Source organism: Stenotrophomonas sp. S39 (genome assembly GCF_016624665.1).
Taxonomy (GTDB): domain Bacteria; phylum Pseudomonadota; class Gammaproteobacteria; order Xanthomonadales; family Xanthomonadaceae; genus Stenotrophomonas.
In genome coordinates this window covers 16798-41656 of sequence record NZ_JACVTT010000017.1, presented here as the reverse complement: position 1 = coordinate 41656, position 24859 = coordinate 16798, and the positions used below count along the sequence as shown (strand labels likewise).

Genomic DNA, 24859 nt, shown 5'->3' with positions numbered 1-24859 from the left:
GCAGGCCGGTGCCGCGGCGGCGCTTAGAAGCGCGCGCGGATGCTGAAGGTGGTGGTGCGCGGCTCGCCGAAGATCAGCCCGTCGTAGAAGCCGTACTGGGTGTAGTACAGCTTGTCGGTCAGGTTGTTCACGTTCACCGCCAACTGCACGGTGTCGGTCAGGGCGTAGCGCGCCATCAGGTTGACCAGGGTGTAGCCGCCCATCGGCAGGTTGCTGGCGTCGTACTTGCCACCGCCCAGCGGGCGCCCCGGGTTGGTCGACATCACCGTGCCGCTCTGCATCGACAGGCCACCGCCCACGGTCAGCTTCGACAGCGCGCCCGGCAGGGTCCAGGAGGTGTTCAGGCGCAGCAGGTGGCGCGGGTCCTGCTGGTAGGACAGGCCATCGACCTGCAGCCAGGTGTAGCCGGCATACACGTTCCAGCCCTGCGCCAGGCGCCCGGAGACTTCCAGGTCGGCACCCTTGGACACCACGCCATCCACCGCGCGGTAGATGTTGAAACCAGTCACCGGATGCACTTCGCCAGTGCTCTCGGCCACGTTGTTCTGCTCGTTGCGGAACACGGCCAGGGCAGCATTCAACGCACCGTCGGCCCATTCGCCCTTGATGCCGGCTTCGTAGCTCTTGCCGGTCACCGGGTCGAGCAGGGTGTCGTTGGCATCGCGCACGTTGCCCTGCGGGCTGAACACATCGGTGTAGCTCACGTAGGCCGAGTAGTTCGCCGCGAAGTCCCACACCAGGCCCGCGTACGGGGTGACCACCTGCTGGTCGCCCGTGGCAGCACCACGGGTGCGCACGTCGGCCTTGGTGTAGACCTGGTTGTAGGTCTTGTAGTTGCTCACGCGGGTGCCCAGCACCAGCGACAGCGGCTCGGCCAGGCTGAAGCGGCCGGCCAGGTAGCCGCCCACGTTCTGGGTGATGGTCTTGGTGCGGGCCGGGGTGCGGAAGGTTTCGTACGGCGCGTAGCTGCCGTCCCAGGTGCGCCAGTCATCGATCGGCAGGCCCACCGCACGGTACTGGCAGCCACTCCACGGGGCCACGCCGCCGATGGTGCAGTTGCCCAGTGCGGCGCTGAAGGCGTAGTCGGTGATCTCGCTGCGGTAGCCGTTGAAGCCGGCCATCAGCTGGTGCTCGCGGCCGAACAGCTGCAGCGGGCCGCTCACGCTGATGTCCAGGTTGTCGCGACGGGTTTCCGATTCGTTGTGGATCGCGTTGAGGAACGCGCCGCTGCCATCGGGGTTCCAGAAGCCGGCAAAGCCCTTGCCCGGCGCCGCGTTGTTGACCTTGGCCACGCCGTAGTTGGTGTAGCTCTCGCCGCTGTCATGGGCGAAGGCCACGCGCAGCTTCCAGTCCGCGCCCAGGCCCTGTTCCACGCTGCCGAACACCGAGGTGTTGTCACGCTTGGCCACGCTCCAGTCGGCGGCCGGGTTGGTGCTGCGCGGCAGGTGGGTGCGGGTGCCGTCGGCCCACCAGATCGGCACGTTGCTGCCCCACGAGCCACCGCCGTTGCGGGTGCGCTCGTACTGCACGCCCAGGTTCACCACGGTGGCGTCGCCCAGGTCGGCCTCGAAGCTGGCCAGGCCACCCAGGCGCTGCAGGTCCTCGCGCTGGCGGAAGCTGTCCGAATCCTCGGCACTGACCACGAAGCGGCTGCGCACGCGGCCATCGGCGGTCAGCGGCACGTTGACGTCGCCCATCAGGCGGCGCTTGTCATGGCTGCCCAGGGTCAGCGAGGCGGCCCCGCCGAACTCGCGGGTCGGGCGCTTGCGCTCCAGGTAGATGGTGGCCGACGGGTCGCCGGTACCACCGAGCAGGCCGTTGGCGCCGCGCACCACCTGCACGTGGTCATACAGGTCCATGTTCAGGCCCGCGCCGCCGCCGCTGAAGCTGCTGGCGCCGTTGATCAGCATGCCGTCGACCTTGAAGTTGCCGATGTCGAAGCCGCGCGCACGGAAGGTGGTGCGGCCGGCGTTGTCCAGCGAATAGGTGGTGATGCCGGTGGTGCTGGTCAGCACGTCGTTGATGGACTCGATCTGCAGGTCATCCATCTGCTGCCGGGTGACCGTGGTCACCGACTGCGGGGTCTGGCGCAGGCTCAGGTCCAGGCCGATGGCGGCCTTGCTGATCGGCAGGGTGTAGCTGTCAGCCTGTGACTGGCGGCGCGCGGTCACTTCCAGGCCATCCAGGGTGGTCGGATTGGCATCGGCAGGCGCTTCGGCGTGGGCCGCCAGCGGCAGCGCCAGGACGACAGCCAGGGCAAGAGCGCGTCGACCGAAGGCAGGCGGGCACGGCAGGGCAGCGCGCGGCAGGCCCGCGCGGGTGAGGGCATCGGCAGTCACAGGGGGAGTCCTTATCGGAGATACAAATGGGATCGATTCCCATTTGCGTCATGATACCGACGCGCCCTGCGTTACCGGTTCGTGAAGATGTAAGCGTATGTAACGCAGCGCGTCCGAATGGGTCAGCGCCACGACCACTGCAGGCCGACGCTGGCGCGGCGGTCCGGGCCCGGTTCGTAGAAGCGGCCGTTGCCATCGTTGACGATCACCGAGCCGATGTAGGCCTGGTCCAGCAGGTTGTCCAGCCGCGCGAACGCGCGCAGGTCGCCACCGGGCAGGGTCCACTGGCGGCCGGCTTCCAGGTTCAGCACCGTGTAGCCGGGCGCGCGCTCGGTGGCCAGGTCATTCACCACCGTGTCGCTGCTGGCATTGGCTTCCAGCGCCCACTGCCAGTCGCCGGGCGACCACTGCACGCGGGCGAAGGCCTGCTGCCGCGGCACACCGGGCAGCCGGCTGCCGGCCGCCACCACCGTGTCGGGCACGCGGCAGCCGCTGCCGCCGCAGGTCAGGTACGGCGAGCGCACCTGCGCCTGCAGCCAGGTCCAGGCCAGCTGCAGTTCCCACTGCTCGGCCAGGGGCTGGTGGTACTGCAGCTCCACACCCTGGCGGCGGGTGCGGCCGATGTTGCGGTAGGTGCTGCGGCCATTGGTATTGCTGGCAACGGCCAGCTCATCGTCGGTAATGGCGCGGAACACGCTGACATCGAGCTGGGTTCCGCTCTGCGCATGCCACTTGCTGCCGACCTCGATGTTGCGGCTGCGCGCGGCCGACAGGTCCAGCGCCAGGCCGGCCTGGCCGTCGCTGCGGTAGCCCAGTTCATTGAAGGTGGGGGTCTCGAAACCACGCCCGACGGCCGCGTGCAGGCGCCACTGCGGGGTGGCCTCGAAGCTGACCCCGGCCACCGGCGTGGTCGCCTGGTAGCGCCGGCGGCCACTGTCGTCCGGGTTGCTGGCGGTGATGTAGCGGTCGTCCGATTCGAAGCGCACGGTGCTGTGCCGCACCCCGGCCAGCAGCGACCAGCGCGGGCTCCACTGCCACCACGCCTGGGCGAACTGGTCGACGTTCTGCACGATGTCGATCTGGTCGCGGCGCTGCCGTCCGCGCACGCCCAGGGTGCTGCCGACGAAGTTCTCGTAGCCGGTGCGGTGCTGGCGCTGGCGGTCGGCGCTGATGCCCGCCACCACGTCCAGCGGGCGCCCGGCAAGGTCGCCGTTCCAGCCCCAGCGCGCGTCCATGCCGCCATAGCCGCCATCCAGGTCGATCACCCCGCCGGCGTGCAGCGGGTTGGCCTGCGCGGTGGGCGGGATCGGCAGGAACTGGGTCACCGCGCGCTGCCCGGCGTAGCCCATCAGCTGCCAGCGCTGGGCGCCGCTTTCGCGCGTCCAGCGCAGCCCCGCCTGCTGCTGGCGCACCGATTTGCGCGTGTTGTACTGCTCGGCCACGGCCGTGGCCTGGCGCGGGTTGGCCGCCACCTGCGCGCGGGTCAGGCCCAGCGGGTCCTGCGCGTCGGGCGCATCAAGTGCGTTGAGCAGCAGCTCCAGGCGGCCGCCGCCCACTTCAGCGCCGAGCCGTGCGTTGAGCGATTCGCGCCGCGCCCGGCTGTGGTCGCGCCAGCCGTCGGTGCGGAAGTGGTTGGCCGCGATGTTGTAGTCCACCACCGGGCCGGCACCGCGCAGCTGCGCCCCGACGCTGAGGGTGTTGTCGGCCCCGGCGTTCACCCGCAGCCGCCACGGGTCGCCGGCCTTGCCCTGCGCGCTCCATACCTGCAGCACGCCGCCGGAAGAGTTGCCGTACAGGGCGGAGAACGGCCCGCGCAGCACCTCGATGCGCTCGGCGCCGAGCAGGCTCGCATGCGAAAGCTGGCCCTGGCCGTCGGGCATGGTGGCCGGCACGCCATCGATCAGCACCCGCACGCCACGCACGCCGAAGGTGGAGCGCGCGCCGAAGCCGCGGATCGACAGCTGGGTGTCCTGCGCATAGTTCTGCCGGTCACGGGCCAGCACCCCGGGTGCCCCGGCCAGCGCCTCGGATACCTGCACGCCGGGTCCATTGCGGTCGTCGCCCACCCACACCGTGTCCTGGCTGGCCGGCAGCGCGAACGGATCGATGCCCTGCACGCGCGCGGCCTGCACTTCCACGGTCGGCAGCTGCTGCGGGGCGGGGGCGGCGGTCTGCGCCAGCGCCGGCAGCGGCAGCAGGGCGATCAGCAGGGGCAGGCGGTGGGGCGCCAGGGGCTCGTTCATCGTTCAGCTATACGCACGGCGGGGAAACAACACGGCATGGTACGGGCTGCAGCGTGACGATGGCCGCCGCGCCGATGGCACGCTTTGTTACGATGGCAGGGCTGCGGCCGACGGCCGCCGCTTCACGACCCGCGCTTCTTCTCCCCCTCAAATAGAACGAGTACCGCCGTGTCCTTCTTTGCAAACGTGGAACTGGTCCCGGGCGACCCGATCCTGGGCCTGACCGAGGCGTACAACGCCGACAGCCGCCCGACCAAGGTCAACCTGGGTGTGGGCATCTACTACGACGAGAGCGGCCGCATTCCGCTGCTTCGCGCCGTCAAGCAGATCGAGCAGCAGCTCGCCACCGAAGCCAAACCGCGTGGCTACCTGCCGATCGACGGCCTGCCTGCCTATACGCAGGCGACCCGTGAGCTGGTGTTCGGCAAGGACTCGCCGCTGCTGGCCGCCGGCCGCGTCACCACCGCACAGACCGTCGGTGGCAGCGGTGCACTGCGCGTCGGCGCCGACGTGCTGAAGAAGCTGCTGCCGCACGCCACCATCGCCATCAGCAACCCGAGCTGGGAAAACCACCGCGCCGTGTTCGGTGCCGCTGGTTTCGACGTGGTCGAGTACACCTACTTCGACGCCGCCACCCATGGCGTGGATTTCGACGGCATGCTGGCCGATCTGCAGAAACTGCAGGCCGGCACCGTGGTGCTGCTGCACGCCTGCTGCCACAACCCCACCGGCGCCGACCTCACCGTCAGCCAGTGGAAGCAGGTGGCCGAAGTCCTGAAGGACAAGCAGCTGTTCCCCTTCATCGACATGGCCTACCAGGGCTTCGACAAGGGCATCGAGCAGGATGGCGCCGCCGTGCGCATCATCGCCGAAGCCGGTATCGACAGCTTCATCGTCGCCAACTCGTACTCCAAGTCGTTCTCGCTGTATGGCGAACGCGTGGGTGCGCTGTCGATGGTCGCCCCGACCGCCGCCGATGCGAAGGCCGTGCAGTCGCAGGTCAAGCGCGTGATCCGCACGATCTACTCCAGCCCGTCCACCCACGGTGCCGCGCTGGTGGCCGGCGTGCTGACCAATCCGGACCTGCGCGCGATGTGGGAGCAGGAACTGACCGAGATGCGCGAGCGCATCCACGCCCTGCGCCAGGGCCTGGTCGAAAAGCTCGCCGCCGCCGGTGCCCCGCAGTTCGCCTTCATCAACGAACAGGCGGGCATGTTCTCCTACTCCGGCCTCAGCCGTGAGCAGGTCGACCGCCTGCGCGACGAGTTCGGCATCTACGCCGTCGGCACCGGCCGCATCTGCGTGGCCGCGCTGAACCAGAACAACCTGGAGTACGTCGCCAAGGCCGTGGCCACCGTCGCCAAGGGCTGAAGCAACGCAGCACACGCTTGAAAACAAAGGCGCCGAAAGGCGCCTTTGTTTTTGCTCCTGCTCCTGCCTTTGCCACACCCTCCGCGCTCGCGGCGAACCCTGAAGCGCAGGGCGAGGCACACCGTGGCCAGGACCGTGAGGCGCATGGATGCGCCGACCGAGCCCCCATGGATGGGTTTACGGCGTGTCCTGGCCACGGTGTGCCTCGCCCTGCGCCTCCATGAAGGAAGGCGCCACGCAGCGCAACGCCCCTGTAAACGATTTCGCCTCAAACCAATCACGCACGCGCCGCGCACAGCAGCGACAATAGGCGTTTTCCCGCTGCCGAGACCTGCCCGCTCATGTCCCGTACTTCGTTGACCCGCTTCCTGATCCAGGAACAGCACGCCGGCCGCATCAACGCCGACCTGCGCCAGCTGATCGCCGTGGTCGCCCGCGCCTGCACCAGCATCTCCATCGCCGTCAGCAAGGGCGCCCTCGGCGGCGTACTCGGCGAAGCCGGCACCGGCAACGTGCAGGGCGAAGCACAGAAGAAGCTGGACGTCATCAGCAACGAGATCCTGCTGGAAGCCAACGCCTGGGGCGGCCACCTCGCCGCCTGCGCATCGGAAGAGATGGACCACAGCCAGCCGGTGCCGGACATCTACCCGCGCGGTGATTTCCTGCTGCTGTTCGATCCCCTCGATGGCAGCTCCAACATCGACGTCAACGTCTCCGTCGGCACCATCTTCTCGGTGCTGCGCTGCCCGACCAACGTCGAACTGCCGGGCGATGAAGCGTTCCTGCAGCCGGGCAGCAGGCAGATTGCCGCCGGTTACTGCATCTACGGACCCAGCACCCAGCTGGTGCTCAGCGTCGGCCACGGCACCCACGCCTTCACCCTGGACCGCGAGACCGGCGAGTTCGTGCTGACCACCGAGAACATGCAGATTCCGGCGGCCACCCAGGAGTTCGCCATCAACATGTCCAACCAGCGCCACTGGGAAGCCCCGATGCAGGGCTACGTGCAGGACCTGCTGGCCGGCAAGGAAGGCGCGCGCGGCAAGAACTTCAACATGCGCTGGATCGCCAGCATGGTCGCCGACGTGCATCGCATCCTCACCCGCGGTGGCATCTTCATCTACCCGTGGGACAAGAAGGAACCGGACAAGGCCGGCAAGCTGCGCCTGATGTACGAAGCCAACCCGATGGGCCTGCTGGTCGAGCAGGCCGGCGGTGCCGCCTCGACCGGTCGCGAGCGCATCCTCGACATGCAGCCCAACCACCTGCACCAGCGCGTGCCGGTGTTCCTCGGCTCGCGCGAGGAAGTGGCCGAAGCGGTGCGTTATCACCAGGAGCATGACGCGAAGACCGTTTGAAGGCGGCCATCCCTACAGCGGTCATGGCAGTACGATGACATGACCGCGGGGTGACAGCAGCGGCGGCAAACGGCACCATCAAGCCCTTGCCGCCGAAGGATTGCACGCATGCACGAGCCGGGCCCGGTCGATTTCATCGAAGTCATCCACAACGCCGTCCCCAGTGACGTCTGCGCCGCCATCGTCGCCCGCATGCGCGGCAGCCAGGGCCTGAAACCCGGTGCAGTAGGCAGTGGCGTGTTCCCCGAACTCAAGCACAGCAAGGATCTGCGCATCAGCGGGCTGGATGCCTGGCGCGACGTGGACAACGCGCTGCAACAGGCGGTTTTCGCCGGGCTGCAGACTTATCTACGTCGTTATCCACAGGCACTGATCGCACCGTTGATGTTGCAGATCCAGGACAGCAACGGCCAGCCGCGCCGACTGTCAGCTGAGGATTTCCCCGACATGGCACCGGAGCAGCTGGCCGAGCTGGCCCGCACCTGCCTGCGCCCCGGCGCCATCAACCTGCAGTGGTACGCGGCGGGCGAGGGCGGCTACCCATACTGGCACTGCGAGCTCTACCCGAAGGATGCGCAGGCGGAAACACTGCACCGGCACGTGTTGTGGACGCTGTACCTCAACGACGACTTCGAAGAGGGCGAGACCGAGTTCCTGTTCCAGGGCCGCAAGATCGCACCGCGCACGGGCAGCCTGCTGATCGCACCGACCGCGTTCACGCACACCCATCGCGGCAACCGGCCGCAGGGCGGCGACAAGTTCATCGCCACCAGCTGGATCCTGTTCCAGAGCGCGCAGAAGTTGTTTGGCGGGTGAGGCCGGACCTGCTCGACGCTACCGTGGGCGGCGGCGATAGAGAGTCATGCCCGCCACTGCACCGAACAACGCGATGCCAAGCCAGTAGATGTTCTTCATGTCATGTGCGCATGGGTTCGGATACATCGACTTGAACCAGTAGGCGTATCTGTTCCGCATCCATGATAGGTACAGATTGATACCGCTCAGCTATCCGGCGGGTCCAAAGGACCCCCAGAGACTGTCGTTGCCTCCTTGCCAAGCATTGAGCTTCTCGACAGGGATTTCCTTGAGTTGACAGGTGAACTGGAGATGGAAGGAACGGTCTTCTTTTCGATAGCTGTTCCACCCAACAGCCGTCACTTTGACTTCAATCCGACTATCGCCCTTGTGCGGCTGATGTAGTTCGACGTCCGCTGAATCGGACAGCCAGTAGTCTCCCTTGTGCGCGAAGCCCGCGCTGCCACTTGTGAGACGTGCATCCACTACCTCTGGCGTCCCTTCCGGCGAAGGCTTGTACCCCTTCAGGCTGCCGGTGATCTTGGTGTATTGCTGGGAATCGATCACGCCCGGCGACTCCGAGAAGAGGCGCAGTAAAAGGAGGGTGTCCGTGCCCTTGCGCACCCTCTGACCTGTATTTGCTACCCACAGACGCTGTTCGAAATCGTCCAGGCCGGCCGGCATGTCAGTGACGACCGTGGCCTGCGGAACGACGATGCATTCGTACAATTGACGTGCGTGGACCTGCTGCGCTCCGAGCGCGAGAAGGAAACAGGAACAGGCCACATGGATAAATGTCTTCATTGTGCACACTCACAAAGCGTGGCGTTTCGCGAGTGGAGATACATCACCGGCATCCAGGTCAGAACGCCCTGCGCGATCAGCGCCGCAATGCCCCAGAACCATTGCGCTGTCAGGATGCTGGCAACGAAGATCAGTCCCAGAGGCGCTAAAGCCATCAGCGACAGTACATGCCAGATGGCGGGCGCCACGTAGCCAAGCTCCGACACCACTTCCGATCCACAGCTGCTGCAGCGGGTGCATGTCTTCCTTTCGATTGCCTGGTAGATCGGAAACCTCTGCCCGGCTGCCCTGCAGGCCGGGCAGGAGAAGGTGAACGGCAATCTCATTTCTACGTCCCGGTTCCAAACACCAGTGAACGGCCGGCATCAGACCAGCGGCAACGAACACCAGCGCCGGCAGACGTCTCGTGCTCCCTCGAACGCTGCGGAGATCGCGCAGGATTCTCATGACGCGTACCGGATGGATACCAACGGCACCTGCGCCGATGAGTCCAAGAAGATGGATCAAAGCCGTGGGTATCACGTGGCCCATATGCTTCCCTTGAGCGCGATTCCAGTGGTCCAGTCAAGCGGATGTCCAGATGTCCTTGATGCAAGGTCGAAGCAGCGAATACAGCGGAAGGTATCAGCCTGGCTCCAACTACCTTTTTGAGGGATGCGCCTCTACAAAGGGAGAGTCATCGGCATGCGGCCTCCCCTCCCACGCATCGAGTTCGGCGATGTTCGCGCTTCTGGCCTTGATTGCACGATGGATACTGACAGGAACGTTGCAGTCTCCGGGCCAGTCCAAAGGGCTTGCGAGCGTGAACGTCGCCCGCAATGAAACCTCAACACGGTGACGCTCGACTTCGTCAACGGTGATCTCACCCGTGGCGGCCGTGCTGTAGCAGCCACTCTTGCCTGCAAAAGCGCTTGCTCCGTTGCTGAAGAACGCGCGTACTCCCTGCTCTCCGATAGTGAAGACCTGCCCAGCACGCGGGGATTCGGGAAGTACTACCGTCAGCTTTGAGAAGCTCGAACGGTCGGCATTCCAGGTACGCTTGAAGTCCCTCACAGCGACGACGGTTTGTTCACCATCGGAGATTCTGTGGCACGAGAAGGGCAAGCTTCTCGTATCAACGTCAAGGCACGTGTCTTCGATCGATGACGCATGGCTGACGAAGAACGCAGATCGATCCGCTGCGGCGGCTGCCGTCGGAAGACAGGCCAGCATCGCCAACGTAATGGATCGTGCGTGCAATCTACTGAGTACGATCACACCCGCCTCCTCGTAGATCTGCGCATGGGGCCCTCATTTCATCGCCCTCCGCGTGAGTTGTTCGGGGGGTGACGTGTTCGTAGTGTCGAGCTTGCTCGACGGCTCTTTGTCGCGCGCTCAGTCGAGCAAGCTCGACTCTACAGGGCCAGCGCTACGCCCACGGCGATCAGCACGATCACCAGAACGGGTACTACGTAGCGCAGCAGCACGCGGTTGAGGCGCTCGGCCGATCGATCGTCGTCCTGCACGCGCTGCAGCAGCGTCTGCCGGTCCAGGTAGCAGCGGTCGGTCGCCACGACCTCGACCAGGCCGTCGTCGATCATGTCGTACAGCACCTCTTCCAGCTCCACATCGAATGCGGCCAACGGAATCGAGGTCGCCTGCGAAAACGCCTGCCGCTGCTCGAAGTACTCCAGCACCTGGCGATGCTGCGCCTGCATCCAAGGATGGGTGTTGGCAGCGGAGGCGGCGATCGCCGCGGCAAGTACACCATCGTTCACGGACATCTCCTGTCCGGCCCTTCATGGGCCTCGCCCCGATTCTTGGCCGAAGCGGGGCGCCACGTCCACCCAGTCGCGGCGAGCGCGCTCGACTGCCTCCGCCCCGTAGAGTCGAGCTTGCTCGACTGCCTTCAACATCCGTCGAGCAAGCTCGACTCTTCTAGAACAACGACCCCTGTGGCGATTCCTTCCGCGGCGGCAACGGCTTCTGAAAGCGGCTGCAATCGAGCTTCGGCCAATGGCTGTTCTGCGCGTTGAACCCAAGACGCTTTCGCGCCAGCTTGAAGCGGTTGTTCAACAGATCCGCATACACGCCCTGGCCGCGCATGCGCGTGCCGAACTGGCTGTCGTAGTCCTTGCCGCCACGCAGCTGCTGGATGGTGCTCATCACGTGCGCGGCGCGATCGGGATGATGCGTGTCCAGCCAGTCGCGGAACAGCGGGGCCACTTCCAGCGGCAGGCGCAGCAGCACGTAACCGGCGGTGCTGGCGCCGGCATCATGCGCGGCTTCCAGCACGGCCTCCAGCTCGCTGTCGTTGATCCACGGAATGACCGGCGCCACCATCACGCCCACCGGAATGCCTGCCTCGTGCAGGCGCTTCATCGCGCGCAGCCGGGCGTGAGGTGCCGACGCGCGCGGTTCCAGCTTCGCCGACAGGTGCGGGTCCAGCGAGGTCACCGAGAAGTGCACGCTGACCAGGTTCTCTGCGGCCAGCGGTGCCAGCAGATCGATATCGCGCTCCACCAGCGCATTCTTGGTGATGAGCGAGAACGGATGCCTGGTCTCCAGCATCACTTCGATCAGCTGGCGGGTCAGCTTGAGCTTTCGCTCGATCGGCTGGTAGGCATCGGTGTTTATGCCCAGTGCAATCGGCTGTGGCACATAGCCGGGCTTCGACAGTTCCTTGCGCAGCAGTTGCGGTGCGTTGGTCTTGGCGAACAGCTTGGTCTCGAAGTCCAGGCCCGGCGACAGGTTCAGATAGGCGTGCGAAGGCCGGGCGAAGCAGTATGAGCAGCCATGCTCGCAGCCGCGGTAGGGATTCACCGACTGGCTGAAACCCACGTCCGGGGAGGTGTTGCGGCTGATGATGCTGCGCGCGGTCTCGGCGCGCACTTCGGTGCGCAGGCGCGGGGCGAGGAATTCGTCGCTTTCGTCGATGGCCCAGCCATCGTCGACGGCTTCACTCACCGTGCTTTCGAAGCGCCCCGCGAGGTGGGAGGTGGAACCCCGGCCCTTGATGGCGGCCTGGGCGTTGCGAGGGTGGGGTTGCATGGCGCCCTCCGGCCGTTGCAGAGACGTTAGTATTATTGCTAACCACAGGCGGCGCAAGCGGCCAGGATTCACGTAGCTGTAGGCGTGGCGGTGGATGTGAGCGCTCGTTGACCCCAGGCTTATCCACAGGTTCCACGGGATCACGCAGGCGCCATCGCCGCAGCAGGCCGGCAGGATGGGCCACGGGGGTCTCAGCAGCTGCGATGGGGAACGGCCGGTAGCGCCGGGGCATGCCCGGCGCCGGCGACTACAGCAGGGCGAGGTAGCCGCGCACGGTGGTATCGAGCCCGTCGTACAGGGCCTCGCCGATCAGCGCGTGGCCGATCGACACCTCCAGCACCTCCGGCACCGCGGCCAGGAAGTCGCGCAGGTTGTCCTGCGAAAGATCGTGGCCGGCATTCACGCCCAGCCCGACCGCCTGTGCACGCCGTGCGGCGGTGGCGAACAGCTCCAGCATCGCAGTGGCATCGCCGGCCGCATGCGCTTCGGCATAGGGGCCGGTGTACAGCTCGATGCGGTCGGCACCCACGGCAGCGGCCTGTTCCAGCAACGGGTTGCCGGCATCCACGAACAGGCTGACGCGGCAGCCCATCGCCTTCAGCTCGGCCACCAGCGGACGCAGGCGCTCGCCATCGCGCTCGAAGTCGAAGCCATGGTCAGAGGTGATCTGTCCGTCGCCATCGGGCACCAGGGTGGCCTGTGCGGGGCGGGTCTGCGCGCACAGCGGCAGCAGGCCCGGATAGCCTTCGCGCGGCGGGGCGAACGGATTGCCTTCGATGTTGAACTCGACACCGCGGGCGCGGGTCAGCGTCGAAAGCGACAGCACGTCCTCCGCAGTGATGTGGCGACGGTCCGGCCGCGGGTGCACGGTGATGCCGTGGGCGCCCGCGTCCAGGCACGCCTGGGCGGCACGCACGACATCGGGTTCGGCACCGCCACGCGAGTTGCGCAGGACGGCGATCTTGTTGACGTTGACGCTGAGCTGGGTCATGGAACGGGACTACGGGGCAGAAGGGGGTGGGGGAGTGCCGTCATGGGCCTGCGCCCGGGCCTGCTCGCGCAGGCGCCGCAGTTCCTCGGCATCGATCAGGGTGGACGGGTCGCGCTGCAGGTCGCCGAAGCGGGCCACGTAGCGGCCGCGCACCCACGCCAGCAGAAGGCCGAGGGCGGCCAGCAGGGCCAGCGACATCAGGCCCATGTTCGGGGTTTTGAGCGCGAAGGCGAAGCAGCCCAGCGCCAGCAGCAGGTACAACCAGTACATGTTCCATCCTCCCCAGGCATCGGCCGCAGTGTAACGCTGCCTTACAGCAGCGGCGAGGCCAGACGGGCGAAGGCCTCCGGCAGGCAGTGCAGCCACAGCGAGCGCCCGGCCTCATCATGCACCCGCGCGGCGCTGTCGAACTCGGCCTGCAGCAGGGTGGCCAGCTCCGCCACGCGGTCCTGGTCGCTGATCATCATCGACAGCTCGAAGTTCAGCCGGAAGCTGCGGTGGTCGAAGTTGGCGCTGCCGACAATGCAGACATCGTCGTCGGCGATGAACGCCTTGGTGTGCAACATGCGCGGGCCGTACTCGTAGATCTTCACCCCGGCGTGCAGCAGTTCGTCGAAGTAGGAACGCGCGGCCTGGGTGACGAACCAGGAATCGCTCATCTTCGGCACCAGCAGGCGCACGTCCAGGCCGCCCAGCGCCGCCGAGGTCAACGCCATGCGCGCCGCCTCGCCAGGCACGAAGTAGGGCGTCACCAGCCAGACCCGTTCGTTGGCTTCCTGGATGGCCGCCACGTGCAGGCGGTGGATGGTTTCCCAGCCCGAATCCGGGCCGGACACCAGCACCTGCGCATCAATGTTGCCGTCGCCGCGCAGCGGCATGTCGGCCGGCCACAGGCGTGCGATGTCGAAGCGCGAAGGCTCCTGGCCGCTGGCGTAGAGCCAGTCTTCGGCGAACACCAGCTGCAGGCTGCGCACCACGTGGCCACGGATGCGCATGTGCAGGTCGCGGTAGGCGTTGGGGTTGCGGCTCTCGTCTTCCTCGTCGGTGATGTTGATGCCGCCGGTGAAGGCAAGCTGGCCATCGATGATCACCAGTTTGCGGTGCGTGCGCAGGTTCAACCATGGGCGCTTGAAGGGTTTCAGCAGCTGCCGCGGGTGGAACCAGACGGCTTCGCCACCGGCCTCCAGCAGCGGCTGCAGGAAGCGCGCCGGCAGCGCCGAGGAACCCACCGCATCAAGCAACAGGCGCACCTGCACGCCGGCGCGGGCGCGCTCGACCAGGGCATCGCGCAGGGCGGTGCCGGCGTGGTCCGGGTTGAAGATGTAGTACTCCAGGTGCACGTGGTCGCGTGCCCCGGCGATGGCCTCGATGAGGGCGGCATAGGTCGCCGCGCCATCCACCAGCCAGGTCACTTCGGTGGCACTGCTCGGCGCCAGGCCGGTGGTTGCCTGGGCGACCTTGGCCAGCTCGGTGCAGCCGGCATCGGGCGGGCAGACATCGCTGTAGTGCTCCATGCCCGAGCGAGCGCGGCCACGGCGCAGGCGCTGCCGCTTCACTTTCTGCGGGCCCAGCAGGTAGTAGATGAAAAGGCCGAGGTAGGGCAGCAGCGCCAGCGACAGGATCCAGCTGAGCGTGGCCACCGGCTCGCGCTTCTGCAGCATGATCCAGCCGGTCAGCGCGAGCAGGTAAAGCAGATAGGCCACCGCCAGGATCGTTCCCAGGTGGGCAATGCCATCGAGCCAGAGGCGCAGCGAATCGAAGAGGGCGAGCATGCGCCGATCATAGCGGGCGCGGGCGTGCTGATGGGGTCACGTCGCCGGGCACAAAAAAGACGCCCCTGTTTCCAGGGGCGTCTGCAGTCGCGTCATGACTGTTGTGCTGCGGTATTGCGTATTACTGCTGCACGAAGCCGATCTTCTTCATCTGAGCATTCTTCGCGGCGGCCAGAACCTTGGCCATCACGTCGTACTCGGAATCCGGGCTCGCGTCGATGCGCAGTTCGGGCTGGTTGGTCGGGTCACGCTGGACCTCCTGTTCCATCCGCTGCTGCAGATCGTGCGTACCGATCGGGCTGTTGTTCCACGAGACCTGGTTGCTGGCGTCGATCTTGAGTTCGATCGGCGGCGGCGGTTCGACCAGCTGCGGCGGTGGGTTGAGCACACGCTGCGGCAGGTCCACGGCGATCGGGTACGTCATGATCGGCGCGGTCACGATGAAGATGATCAGCAGAACCAGCATCACGTCCACGAGGGGCGTGACGTTGATGTCGGCCATGGGGCCCTTGCCACCACCACTACTGAATGCCATGGCTTATTGCCCCTTCTCTTTGGTCGCGACGAAGCCGACGTCCAGCATGCCCTGCTCCTGCGCGACCTTGGTCAGGTCGTTGATGACGCGCATCTTGGTGGTGCGGTCACCACGCAGGTTCAGCGGCGGCTGCGGGGTCTGCTGGGCGGCGGTCGCCAAGCGCGACTCGAGAGTCTGCTTGTTGATTTCTTCGTCGTTCCAGTAGATCGAGCCATCTTCCTTGACTGCCAGGGTGATGGGACCCTTGCGATCGTTGGTGTCGTCCGGCTTCTGGACCAGGTTGGCCTCCGGCAGATCCACCTTGACCTTGTGGGACATCAGGGGCGCCGTGATGATGAAGATGATCAGCAGCACCAGCATCACGTCCACGAGGGGCGTCACGTTGATGTCGGCCATGGGGCCGCCGCTGTTACCACTACTGAAAGCCATAACGGGCTCCGTCTAGATCTTGGTGACTACGTCGTTCGTCGCAGGGTGGCGCGCCGCAATCAGCGGACGCGCGAACCGGTGGCGAAGAAGTCGTGCAGGTCGTGCGCGAAGGTATCGAACTTGCTGATGGTCGCGCTGTTGACCTTGCTGAAGAAGTTGAAGGCGAACACGGCCGGGATTGCGACGAACAGACCGATGGCGGTCATGATCAGCGCTTCACCCACCGGGCCTGCAACGGCGTCGATCGAAGCGGAGCCGGTGGCACCGATCTTGATCAGCGCGCCGTAGATGCCCCACACGGTACCCAGCAGACCGACGAACGGAGCGGTTGCACCGACGGTGGCCAGCAGGGTCATGCCCGACTGCAGCTTGTTGCTTTCGCGGGTCACGGCCTGACGCAGGGCGCGGTCGACGAACTCCGAACGGCTCAGGTTCTCACCCAGACCGCCGGTGGCGCCGCCTTCAGCGCGCTGGTGGTGGGCAGCAGCCTGGGCAGCGTCCAGGGCGATCTTGGAGAACGGCTCGGAAGCCGGCTGTTCTTCCATTGCACGGATGGCGTCCTGCGCGTTCGGGGTGTCCCAGAACAGGCTGACGACGCGATCGGCAGCGCTCTTCAGGCGGACCGAACGGAAGATGTTGATGACGGTCCAGTACCAGGACATGGCCGACATGACGATCAGGGTCAGCAGCACCACCCAGGAGACAGCGAAGTCACCCGGCTGGGTGGTCATCTCGTGGATCAGGTGCTCGAAGCCCATCTGCGACAGGGCGTTGGACGGATTGCCCCCGGCAGCAGCGGCGATGAAAAGTTCCTGCAGCATGACGCTTACCTTTGTTGTGTGTGGTGATAAAGGGTGTAGCTAAGCTAAACAATCGAACCGGAGGAGGGGTGGCCGGCGGCCACCCGCTCGCATCAGTTCAGTGCAAAGTTGACCGGGACGCGGACGCGGCCAGCAGCCTTCTTACCGCCAGATTCAGCGGCGTTGAAACGCCACTTGCGGGCAGCTTCCATCGCAGCACGGTCCAGGTCGCGGTTACGGCTGGACTTTTCCACCGTGACATTGGTGACGTTGCCCTGGGCATCGACATCAATGATCAGGATCACTTCACCCTGGATACCAGCGCGGAAAGCGGCCGGCGGGTAGCGCGGCGGATTCATGGCCTTCGACGAGATGTCCACGCTGGCCTCGATCGAGGTGGCGGGGGCAGGCGGCGCAGGCGGCGACGGCGGGGTGACGATGTCGTTCGGGCGCGGCTCCGGCACGTCGACGACCGGCGCCTGCGGCGGCGGCGGGACGGGCGACGGCTTCGGCGGCGACAGGTTCTTCACCGGCGGCGGCGGCGTTTCAGTCGGCGGCGGCGGCGGCGGCGGCGGCGGCGGCGGCGGCGGCGCGTCGACGATGGTCACCATGACGTTGCGCTCCTTCTCAGCCACGGCCTTGGGGGCCACAGCGGGGATCAGGAGCATCATGAAGGCGGCCAGATGCAGGGCGATTACAAACGCGATGCCGACGATGCGAGGCCAGCTCAGCCCCTTGTCATCGGGTTGTTCGTACCGGTGAACGACTAGTTGTTCCGTCATGCGCCAAGAGCTCAATAGTGGGGCCGGAATCCCGGGGGCGGGATCCCTGATCAGCGGTGCATGACACCGCAGGAACCTCCAAGCTTATACCAATCCTGAGCGCCTGCGCATCAACTGTGCAGGCGTTCAGGCGTTATTCCTACTTACTTCAGGTTGATGATTTTTTTGGCATCAGCCTGGTTCTTCACGCCCTTCGCCAGCGCTTGCTGGGCGGCCTGCTTGGCCTCCGGGACGCGACCTTCGGCATGCAGGACGCGTGCCAGGTTCAGGTAGGTCTCACCGTCCTTGGACAGCGGGGCAGCCTTCTGCCACGCATCGATCGCCTGCGGCACCTGGTCGGAATAGTAGTAGGACTGGGCCAGCGCCAGGTAAACCTGGTAGTCCGGCTTCAGGATGCCCTTCTGCATTCCTTCGTTGATGACCGCGATGACGTCCTTTTCCTTGTTCTCGGTGTTGGCATAGATCGAGTACAGCTGCTTGTACTCGCGCTCTTCGGTGAGCTGGCCGCTGCTGCGCAGCTTGTCCATCACCGCGGCTGCCTTGGGCATCTGGTCGGCCTGCATGTACATGTTGGCCAGGTTCAGCTGCGCCTTCTTGTCGTTCGGGTTCTTGGCCGCCAGTGCTTCAGCGGTCTTCAGCGCCTCGCCGGTCTGGCCCGCTTCGGACAGCGCGGCCATCAGCAGCTGGTTCCAGTTGTCCTTCGGCTCGGTAGAGCCGGCGATGGCCTGCTGGATCACCGGGATGGCTTCCTGGTAGCGCTCCAGCTGGTACAGGGCCTGGCCCTTGGCGATCAGTTCTTCCGGCTTGGTCGACTTGCTCTCGGCGAAGTACTTGTCCAGCGTGACCAGGCCTTCGGCGGTCTGGTCTTCCTGCAGCTGCAGCTGGCCCAGCATCAGCATCGCCTGGAAGTGGCCGTTGTTGTCCAGGCCGTTGAGCTCCAGCGCCTGCTTCAGGTAGCGGATGGCGCCGGCGGTGTCGTCGGTCTGGTAGGCAGCCTGCGAAGCCAGCTGCGCAGCCAGCGACTTGTCGTAGTTGTTCGACGCGCTGTTGCCCAGGATCTCGCCTGCAACCTGCAGGGTCTCCGGGAACTTCTGGTCGTTGTAGTTGTCAATGAGCTTCTGCAGCTTGCTGCTCATCTTCGAGGACGCCTTTTCCTTCGGCTCCTCACGGGTGGCGTTCGGGAACAGGACTTCGGCCTTGGCCTGCTTGCCACCGCGGTTGCCACGCTCGGACGACCGCGAGGACTGCGCGAAGGCATCGGTGACCACGGCGCCGGTCAGGGCGGTCGCGATGAGGACGGAAAGCACAGCTTTATGGTTGCGGAAAATCATCGTTCACCTCGATCGAACCGCCGTCAGCGGCAAAGTCGGACTGTCAGAAAAATCTGAGCCGCCAAACGTATCAGAAACAGATGGCGTGAGAAATCGTTTTATGTGCTGCAGTACAGCATTGATCTGCGCACTTACCCACACTTTGGCCGGCGTCCGGCGGCTTGGGCCTGCTGGTAGGCGGGCAGAAGGGAGGGGGCGTCACGTTGCAGTTCGCGGATCCGGTTGGCCGGGTCGGGGTGCGTGGACAGCCATTGCGGGCTGCGTCCGCCACTGGCCGCCATCATGTTCTGCCACAGATCGACCGCCTGCTCGGGGTTGAACCCGGCGTCGGCCATGAGCCGCTGACCGATCACATCGGCCTCGGATTCCTGGGTGCGCGAGCCCGGCAGCAGGAAGGCGGTCTGCGCGCCCATGCCCCCCAGCTGGTTCACGGTGCTGGCCGCGCCTTCGCCGTAGGCCGCGCCAGCCAGCGCGCCCAGCACGGACAAACCGGTCTGCGCGCCCATCTGCCGGGTGATGCGCTCTTCGTGGTGGCGGGCGATGACATGGCCGATTTCATGGCCGATCACGGCAGCCAGCTGGTCCTGGTTCTTGGCCACGGTGAAGATGCCGGTGTTCACCCCGACCTTGCCGCCGGGCAGGGCGAAGGCGTTGGGTTCCTTGTCGACGAACACCGCCGTCTCCCACCGTACGCCACGGTACTGTGGGGGCAGCTGCGCAACCAGCGCATTGACCACGCACTGCACGTAACCGTTCTGGCGGCCGTCGGTGCTGATCTTTTCCTTCTGCTTGGTTTCGGCGAACGCCTGGGCGCCCAGCTGGTCGAGCTGGGCCTGCGACACGCCGCCGACCATCTGCCGTCGGCCGGTCGGTGAGGTGGTGGTCGCGCACGCACTCACCAGAGTGGTAATGAGCAGGGCGAGCAGCAGTGATTTCATGGAATCCCCCGTGTTCATGCAGGCAGTGTGAACTGGGCCCGCTTAATTTTTCGTCAAGCGGCCACGGCCTTACATTGACCCGAAGAACACCAGCGCGGCCAGCGCCACGGCGTTGTTCAGCCCGTGCGCGATGATCGCCGCCCACAGCGTGCCAGTGCGCCGGTACAACCAGCAGAATGCGGCGCCCATGCCACCGTAGACCAGCCACAGCTGGGCGATCTCGGCCGGGCCGTTGGCGCTGGTGCCGGGAATCTCGTGGATGAGGGCGAAGGCCAGGCTGCTCAGCAGCATGCCCAGCCAGGGCCGGCCGGCCTGCCACAGGCGTCCGAACAGCACGCGGCGGAACAGCAGTTCCTCGTAGGCGGGTGCAAGCACCACCGCGAACAGCACCAGGAACAACGGGAAACGCTCGATGGCGTGCTGCATCAGCGCCAGGTTGGTCGGCACCGGTTCCACGCCGAGCTGCTTGGCCAGGAAGGCGATGCCGTTGCTGCCGATCACGATCAGCGTGGCCACCAGCAGGGTCCAGCCCCAGGTGGAAGGGCGCCGCAGCGCCTGCGCCGACGCCTGCCGTTCGGCCGCGTTGGCCGGCCGGCGCCAGAAGTACAGCAGCAGCGCGGCACCGCCAGTGGAGACCAGGGCCATCAGCACCTGTGCGAGCGCGCCGGGCGTGCCCAGGGCTTCGGTCACGCTGGCCGGATCGATTGCAGCGCCATTGTTCTTCGCGCTGGCGTAGCCGACCTGGATGCCGCGATACAGGCCCCACGCCAGGCCGCTGACCAGGCTGAGGATGAACAGCGTGGCGGCGCCGATGCCCAGGTCGATGAAGAACCCTGCCACGGGCGAACCGCGACGCGGCGCAGCGGTCGCTGGCGGAACAGGCGGCGGAGCGGAAACCGGGACGGAAGCGGACATCGATTACCTGCAGTCAGGGGGCGAAAGCCGGCGCGCATCCCCGCGCGCCGGCCACGGTCGAAGCGTGTCAGATATCCAGGTTGGCGACCTTCAGCGCGTTGTCTTCGATGAAGTCACGACGCGGTTCGACGACATCGCCCATCAGGGTGCTGAAGATCTGGTCGGCTGCGACAGCGTCCTCGATCCGCACCTGCAGCAGGCGACGGGTATCGGGATTGACCGTGGTATCCCACAGCTGTTCCGGGTTCATTTCACCCAGGCCCTTGAAGCGCTGGATCTGGCGGCCGCGCTTTGCTTCTTCCAGCAGCCAGCTCTGCGCCTTGGCGAAGCTGTCCACTTCGACCGACTTGGCACCGCGGCCGATGGTGGCGCCTTCGCGCACCAGGCCGTGCAGCAGGCTGGCGGCCTGGTAGATGGCGCGCAGTTCGCCGCCTTCAAAGGCCGCCAGCGGCAGCACCTGCACGTGCTCCTCGCCCATGTGGCGGCGGGTCACCAGCACGGCGGCCGGACGCTCGTCGTTCGGTTCCTGCAGTTCCAGGCTGAAGCGCGCACTGCCCAGGCTGCCCTGGTTGAGGCGCTTGGCCAGTGCATCCAGGCCCTGGCCTTCGCCGGCATTGTGCAGGCTGGCCAGGTCCATCGGCACGAAATCGACCAGCGCTTCGAGCAGGTTGCGGTCGTAGCGGTGCGCGTTGCGTTCGATCGCATCACGTGCGCCGGCAAAGGTCAGCAGCAGCTTTTCCAGTGCGGCACCTTCGATGCCGGGTTCGCCTGCGGCCGGCACCAGCACCGCGTTCTCGACGGCGTTGCTGGCCAGGTAACTATCCAGCGCCGGGTCGTCCTTCAGGTACAGCTCCTGCTTGCCCTGCTTGATCTTGTACAGCGGCGGCAGGCCGATGTAGACGTAGCCGCGCTCGATCAGCTCCGGCATCTGACGGTAGAAGAACGTCAGCAGCAGGGTGCGGATGTGGGCGCCGTCGACGTCGGCGTCGGTCATGATGATGATCTTGTGGTAACGCAGCTTGTCCGGGTTGTACTCGTCGCGGCCGATGCCGGTACCCAGCGCAGTGATCAGCGTACCGACCTGGTCCGAGGCCAGCATGCGGTCGAAGCGGGCACGTTCCACGTTGAGGATCTTGCCGCGCAGCGGCAGCACCGCCTGGTTCTTGCGGTTGCGGCCCTGCTTGGCCGAACCACCTGCCGAGTCACCCTCGACGATGAACAGTTCGGACAGCGCCGGATCCTTTTCCTGGCAGTCGGCCAGCTTGCCCGGCAGGCCGGCGATATCCAGCGCGCCCTTGCGGCGGGTCAGGTCGCGGGCCTTGCGCGCCGCTTCACGTGCACGCGCCGCGTCGACGATTTTGCCGGCGATGGCCTTGGCTTCGTTCGGGTTTTCCTGCAGGAACTCTTCCAGGCGCGCACCGAAGGCGTTTTCCACCGCCGGGCGCACGTCGGAGCTGACCAGCTTTTCCTTGGTCTGGCTGGAGAAGCTCGGGTCCGGCACCTTCACCGACAGCACCGCGATCATGCCTTCGCGCATGTCATCGCCGGTCAGGTTGATCTTGGCCTGCTTGGCGATGCCGTTCTGCTCGATGTAGTTGTTGAGCACGCGGGTCAGGGCGCCGCGGAAACCGGCCAGGTGGGTACCGCCATCCTTCTGCGGGATGTTGTTGGTGAAGCAGTACATCGTCTCCTGGTAGGAGTCGGTCCACTGCAGCGCCACGTCCACCACGATGTTGTTGTGTTCGCCGGTGACCGAGATGACGTTCGGGTGCAGCGGGGTCTTCAGCTGTGCCAGGTGCTCCACGAAGCTGCGGATGCCGCCTTCGTAGTGGAAGTCGTCGCGACGGCCGTCGCCACGCTCATCGGCCAGCACGATCTTGACGCCGGAGTTGAGGAACGACAGTTCGCGCAGGCGACGGGCCAGGATGTCGTAGTGGAATTCCACGTTGTCATGGAAGGCCACGGTCGAGGGCCAGAAGCGCACGGTGGTGCCGCGCTTGGTGGTGTCTTCCAGCTTGGCCAGCGCCGTCACGGCGGCGCCGTTGCTGAATTCCTGCTGGTAGTGGGAGCCGTTCTGGAACACATCCACCAGCAGCTTCTGCGACAGCGCGTTGACCACGCTGACGCCCACGCCATGCAGGCCGCCGGACACCTTGTAGCTGTTGTCGTCGAACTTGCCGCCTGCGTGCAGCACGGTCATCACGACTTCGGCCGCCGAAACCTCGCGGCCCAGCTTGGCGCTCATCTGTTCGTGCTTGCCGGTCGGGATACCGCGGCCGTTGTCGGACACCGAGACCGAACCGTCAGCGTGGATCGTCACCGCGACATGGTCGGCGTGGCCGGCGAGGGCTTCGTCGATCGAGTTGTCGACGACCTCGAACACCATGTGGTGCAGACCGGTGCCGTCATGGACGTCACCGATGTACATGCCAGGACGCTTGCGGACAGCCTCGAGCCCTTCCAGGGCGGTGATGCTGTTGGCGTCGTAGTTGCCGTTGTTTGCCGGGGTGTTCTGTTCGTCGGTCATTGCGCTTGCCGTAGGCTCCGCAGATCGGTCACCGCACGAAGCGATGCGCCGGGTAAGAAGGGGTGCAACCTGAATTATACCAGCCGGGCCTTGCCAGCCCTGATGTAGCCACTATGGCACAGCCACGATCCGTGCATGTTCCACGTGGAACCGGGTGATGTCTGCGATATCCACCAGCGCCGCCGGGGTCTCGGTGGCGGTAACGAAGATCTGCGCCGGACCGGCCAGCAACCGCTCCAGCACACGGGCCTGGTGGGTGCGGTCCAGTTCCGATGCCAGATCGTCCAGCGCGATGACCGGCCATTGCCCCCGCTGCTCGGCGTAGTCCTCGGCCTGGGCCAGAAGGCAGGCGAGGGCGGTGAGCTTGGCCTGGCCGCGCGAAAGCGCATCCCGGCCGGGAATGCTGTGGAAATCCACGCTCCAGTCCGCCCGATGCGGGCCCACCGAGGTGTAGCCCGCCTGGCGGTCGCGCTCACGGGCCAGCAGCAGGGCATCGGCCAGCGGAAGTTCGTGCCGGCGCCAGCCCGGACTGAGATCCAGGCCCTGGATGCCCAGTTGCGGTGCCAGCGCGGACGCCAGGGCGATCGCCCGCTCCTGCAGGCGCTCCAGGTAATGCTGGCGTCGGCTGGTCAGCGGTTCACCCGCCTCCGCCAGCTCGTGGTCCCACGTATCCAGCATGCGCGACGGTCCGCCCTGTTTCAGGAGGGCATTGCGCTGCTTGAGTGCGCGGGAGTACCGGCGCCACAGCGAAAGGAAGTCTGGTTCCACGTGGAACAGGCCCCAATCGAGGAAGCGACGGCGCGGTTCGCCACCACCGCTGACCAGCGCATGGCTGCCAGGCTCGAAGGTCACCACCGCCAGGGCCGCGCAGAGGTTGCCAAGCTGGGCAACGTCCTCACCATCCAACCGCCCCTTCCAGTCCTGCCCACTATGGCGAAGACCTGCCTTTCGGCGGTGCGGCGGGTGATCGGCGCGCTGTTCGTCCCATTCCACGAAGATTTCCAACGCGTCCTGGCCCTGGCGGACCAGGCCATCGCGAACGCGCCCGCGGAAGCTGCGCCCATACGCCATCAGGTGCAGGGCCTCGAGCACGCTGGTCTTCCCCGCACCGTTATCGCCCGTCAGCAGGTTCAAGCCCGGCTGGGGTGACAGTTCCACGGCACTGAAGCGGCGCAGTTGGTTCAAGGCGAGGCGGCGGATCAGCATGGGACGCGGGGGACCATCCGCACGGGGCGGTAGCAGGGCAGGGAATCCATCAGCTTACTGCATCGGTCAAGACCGCCGCTGCGGGCAAGGCGGGGCCGACGGGGCGGGCCGCGGCCGACATCACCGGGCCGTTCCACGTGGAGAATCCCGGCGCAGGTCCGTCCGAGGGCGGCGCCAGAGACCGTAAATTTCTTGAAATCTGCAGCACCGGGCACGGTCCTGGCCCCCAGAAATCAGCGAATTTTCAGCGGTTCGCACCGTGGTGCTACCCAGTCCTGCCTGCGCATCGATGACGGCCGCCATGAATTGCTTGAAATCTACAGGGCAGGGCACTGCAGAGTTCCACAGATTTCAAAGAATTCAGACCTCGCGTTCCACGCTATCCACAGCGGGTTTGTATGACTTATACACAAGGTATGGGCAATCTGTGGATAAAAAAGCCACTTTCAACCGCTGGGAAAACTATCCACAGCTTCCCCCCCAGCCCCAAGGGCCCATATACAGGGGGTTTCAGGTGCATAAACTTCATTGAAATCAAACAGATAGCCCTGTTTTCCACGAAATCTGGCCCTACCATCACCACCATGCTTTAGATTTATACCCAGATTTAAAAGCTAGGGCAGCACGCAGCGGGCAGAAATCCGGGCTGTGGACAGTAGCGTCAGCAGAAAGCGGATCGGCTTGCTGAAACCA

The 24859-nt window shown here is 65.8% G+C and carries 22 protein-coding genes; 3 read left to right on the top strand and 19 right to left on the bottom strand.

Annotation, left to right across the window (positions count from 1 at the left end; translation table 11 throughout):
• Positions 1 to 23 precede the first annotated feature (23 nt).
• Together IAE41_RS07005 and IAE41_RS07000 are read right to left on the bottom strand one after the other, a co-directional pair.
• Positions 24 to 2339 (bottom strand): TonB-dependent siderophore receptor, encoded by a 2316-nt coding sequence (locus tag IAE41_RS07005; RefSeq protein ID WP_200732572.1) that lies wholly within the window; start codon positions 2337 to 2339, stop codon positions 24 to 26.
• 122 nt (positions 2340 to 2461) lie between these two features.
• The gene (locus tag IAE41_RS07000) at positions 2462 to 4582 is read right to left on the bottom strand and encodes a TonB-dependent receptor (protein WP_200732571.1); all 2121 of its coding nucleotides are present in this window, start codon (positions 4580 to 4582) and stop codon (positions 2462 to 2464) included.
• Positions 4583 to 4750: 168 nt separating this feature from the next.
• On the opposite strand from IAE41_RS07000, the gene IAE41_RS06995 reads away from it, so the two are divergent.
• From IAE41_RS06995 to IAE41_RS06985, 3 genes are all read left to right on the top strand, one after another.
• Positions 4751 to 5953: an amino acid aminotransferase gene (locus IAE41_RS06995; protein ID WP_200732570.1), complete on the top strand. Its 1203-nt coding sequence runs from the start codon at positions 4751 to 4753 to the stop codon at positions 5951 to 5953.
• Positions 5954 to 6294: 341 nt separating this feature from the next.
• Positions 6295 to 7311 (top strand): class 1 fructose-bisphosphatase, encoded by a 1017-nt coding sequence (locus IAE41_RS06990; protein ID WP_079224491.1) that lies wholly within the window; start codon positions 6295 to 6297, stop codon positions 7309 to 7311.
• 108 nt (positions 7312 to 7419) lie between these two features.
• The gene (locus IAE41_RS06985) at positions 7420 to 8127 is read left to right on the top strand and encodes a 2OG-Fe(II) oxygenase (RefSeq protein ID WP_079224489.1); all 708 of its coding nucleotides are present in this window, start codon (positions 7420 to 7422) and stop codon (positions 8125 to 8127) included.
• A 189-nt stretch (positions 8128 to 8316) separates the two neighbouring features.
• On the opposite strand, the gene IAE41_RS06980 is transcribed toward IAE41_RS06985, so the two are convergent.
• The 17 genes from IAE41_RS06980 to recF form a co-directional block, all read right to left on the bottom strand.
• A complete protein-coding gene (locus IAE41_RS06980) occupies positions 8317 to 8910 on the bottom strand; it encodes a hypothetical protein (protein ID WP_200732569.1) in 594 nt (197 codons plus the stop codon).
• A complete protein-coding gene (locus IAE41_RS06975; RefSeq protein ID WP_200732568.1) occupies positions 8907 to 9236 on the bottom strand; it encodes a hypothetical protein in 330 nt (109 codons plus the stop codon). The genes IAE41_RS06980 and IAE41_RS06975 overlap by 4 nt, the downstream gene beginning before the upstream one ends.
• Before the next feature lie 313 nt (positions 9237 to 9549).
• Positions 9550 to 10167 (bottom strand): hypothetical protein, encoded by a 618-nt coding sequence (locus tag IAE41_RS06970; protein WP_200732567.1) that lies wholly within the window; start codon positions 10165 to 10167, stop codon positions 9550 to 9552.
• 137 nt (positions 10168 to 10304) lie between these two features.
• Entirely contained in the window at positions 10305 to 10667 is a 363-nt protein-coding gene (locus tag IAE41_RS06965) for a hypothetical protein (protein ID WP_159095008.1), read from the bottom strand.
• A 160-nt stretch (positions 10668 to 10827) separates the two neighbouring features.
• Positions 10828 to 11940, bottom strand: coding sequence for a PA0069 family radical SAM protein (locus IAE41_RS06960; protein ID WP_200732566.1), 1113 nt, complete (start codon positions 11938 to 11940; stop codon positions 10828 to 10830).
• Positions 11941 to 12187: 247 nt separating this feature from the next.
• Positions 12188 to 12931, bottom strand: coding sequence for a pyridoxine 5'-phosphate synthase (locus IAE41_RS06955; protein WP_079224469.1), 744 nt, complete (start codon positions 12929 to 12931; stop codon positions 12188 to 12190).
• Between the two features lie 9 nt (positions 12932 to 12940).
• A complete protein-coding gene (locus IAE41_RS06950; protein ID WP_200732565.1) occupies positions 12941 to 13201 on the bottom strand; it encodes a hypothetical protein in 261 nt (86 codons plus the stop codon).
• 41 nt (positions 13202 to 13242) lie between these two features.
• The gene (cls, locus tag IAE41_RS06945) at positions 13243 to 14703 is read right to left on the bottom strand and encodes a cardiolipin synthase (protein ID WP_200732564.1); all 1461 of its coding nucleotides are present in this window, start codon (positions 14701 to 14703) and stop codon (positions 13243 to 13245) included.
• Positions 14704 to 14824: 121 nt separating this feature from the next.
• Positions 14825 to 15238, bottom strand: a complete 414-nt coding sequence (locus IAE41_RS06940; protein ID WP_079224464.1) for a biopolymer transporter ExbD — start codon at positions 15236 to 15238, stop codon at positions 14825 to 14827.
• 3 nt (positions 15239 to 15241) lie between these two features.
• Complete coding sequence (locus IAE41_RS06935) at positions 15242 to 15667, bottom strand: biopolymer transporter ExbD (RefSeq protein ID WP_079224462.1); 426 nt, start codon at positions 15665 to 15667, stop codon at positions 15242 to 15244.
• 59 nt (positions 15668 to 15726) lie between these two features.
• Entirely contained in the window at positions 15727 to 16488 is a 762-nt protein-coding gene (exbB, locus tag IAE41_RS06930; protein ID WP_079224460.1) for a TonB-system energizer ExbB, read from the bottom strand.
• A 92-nt stretch (positions 16489 to 16580) separates the two neighbouring features.
• Positions 16581 to 17138: an energy transducer TonB gene (locus tag IAE41_RS06925; protein ID WP_174208710.1), complete on the bottom strand. Its 558-nt coding sequence runs from the start codon at positions 17136 to 17138 to the stop codon at positions 16581 to 16583.
• Positions 17139 to 17392: 254 nt separating this feature from the next.
• Positions 17393 to 18580 (bottom strand): tetratricopeptide repeat protein, encoded by a 1188-nt coding sequence (locus tag IAE41_RS06920; protein WP_200732563.1) that lies wholly within the window; start codon positions 18578 to 18580, stop codon positions 17393 to 17395.
• Positions 18581 to 18711: 131 nt separating this feature from the next.
• Positions 18712 to 19518 (bottom strand): M48 family metallopeptidase, encoded by an 807-nt coding sequence (locus tag IAE41_RS06915; protein WP_079224454.1) that lies wholly within the window; start codon positions 19516 to 19518, stop codon positions 18712 to 18714.
• A 69-nt stretch (positions 19519 to 19587) separates the two neighbouring features.
• Entirely contained in the window at positions 19588 to 20433 is an 846-nt protein-coding gene (locus IAE41_RS06910) for a CPBP family intramembrane glutamic endopeptidase (protein ID WP_200732562.1), read from the bottom strand.
• A 67-nt stretch (positions 20434 to 20500) separates the two neighbouring features.
• The gene (gene gyrB / locus IAE41_RS06905) at positions 20501 to 22960 is read right to left on the bottom strand and encodes a DNA topoisomerase (ATP-hydrolyzing) subunit B (RefSeq protein ID WP_200732561.1); all 2460 of its coding nucleotides are present in this window, start codon (positions 22958 to 22960) and stop codon (positions 20501 to 20503) included.
• A 111-nt stretch (positions 22961 to 23071) separates the two neighbouring features.
• Positions 23072 to 24166, bottom strand: a complete 1095-nt coding sequence (gene recF, locus IAE41_RS06900; RefSeq protein ID WP_079224449.1) for a DNA replication/repair protein RecF — start codon at positions 24164 to 24166, stop codon at positions 23072 to 23074.
• Positions 24167 to 24859 lie beyond the last annotated feature (693 nt).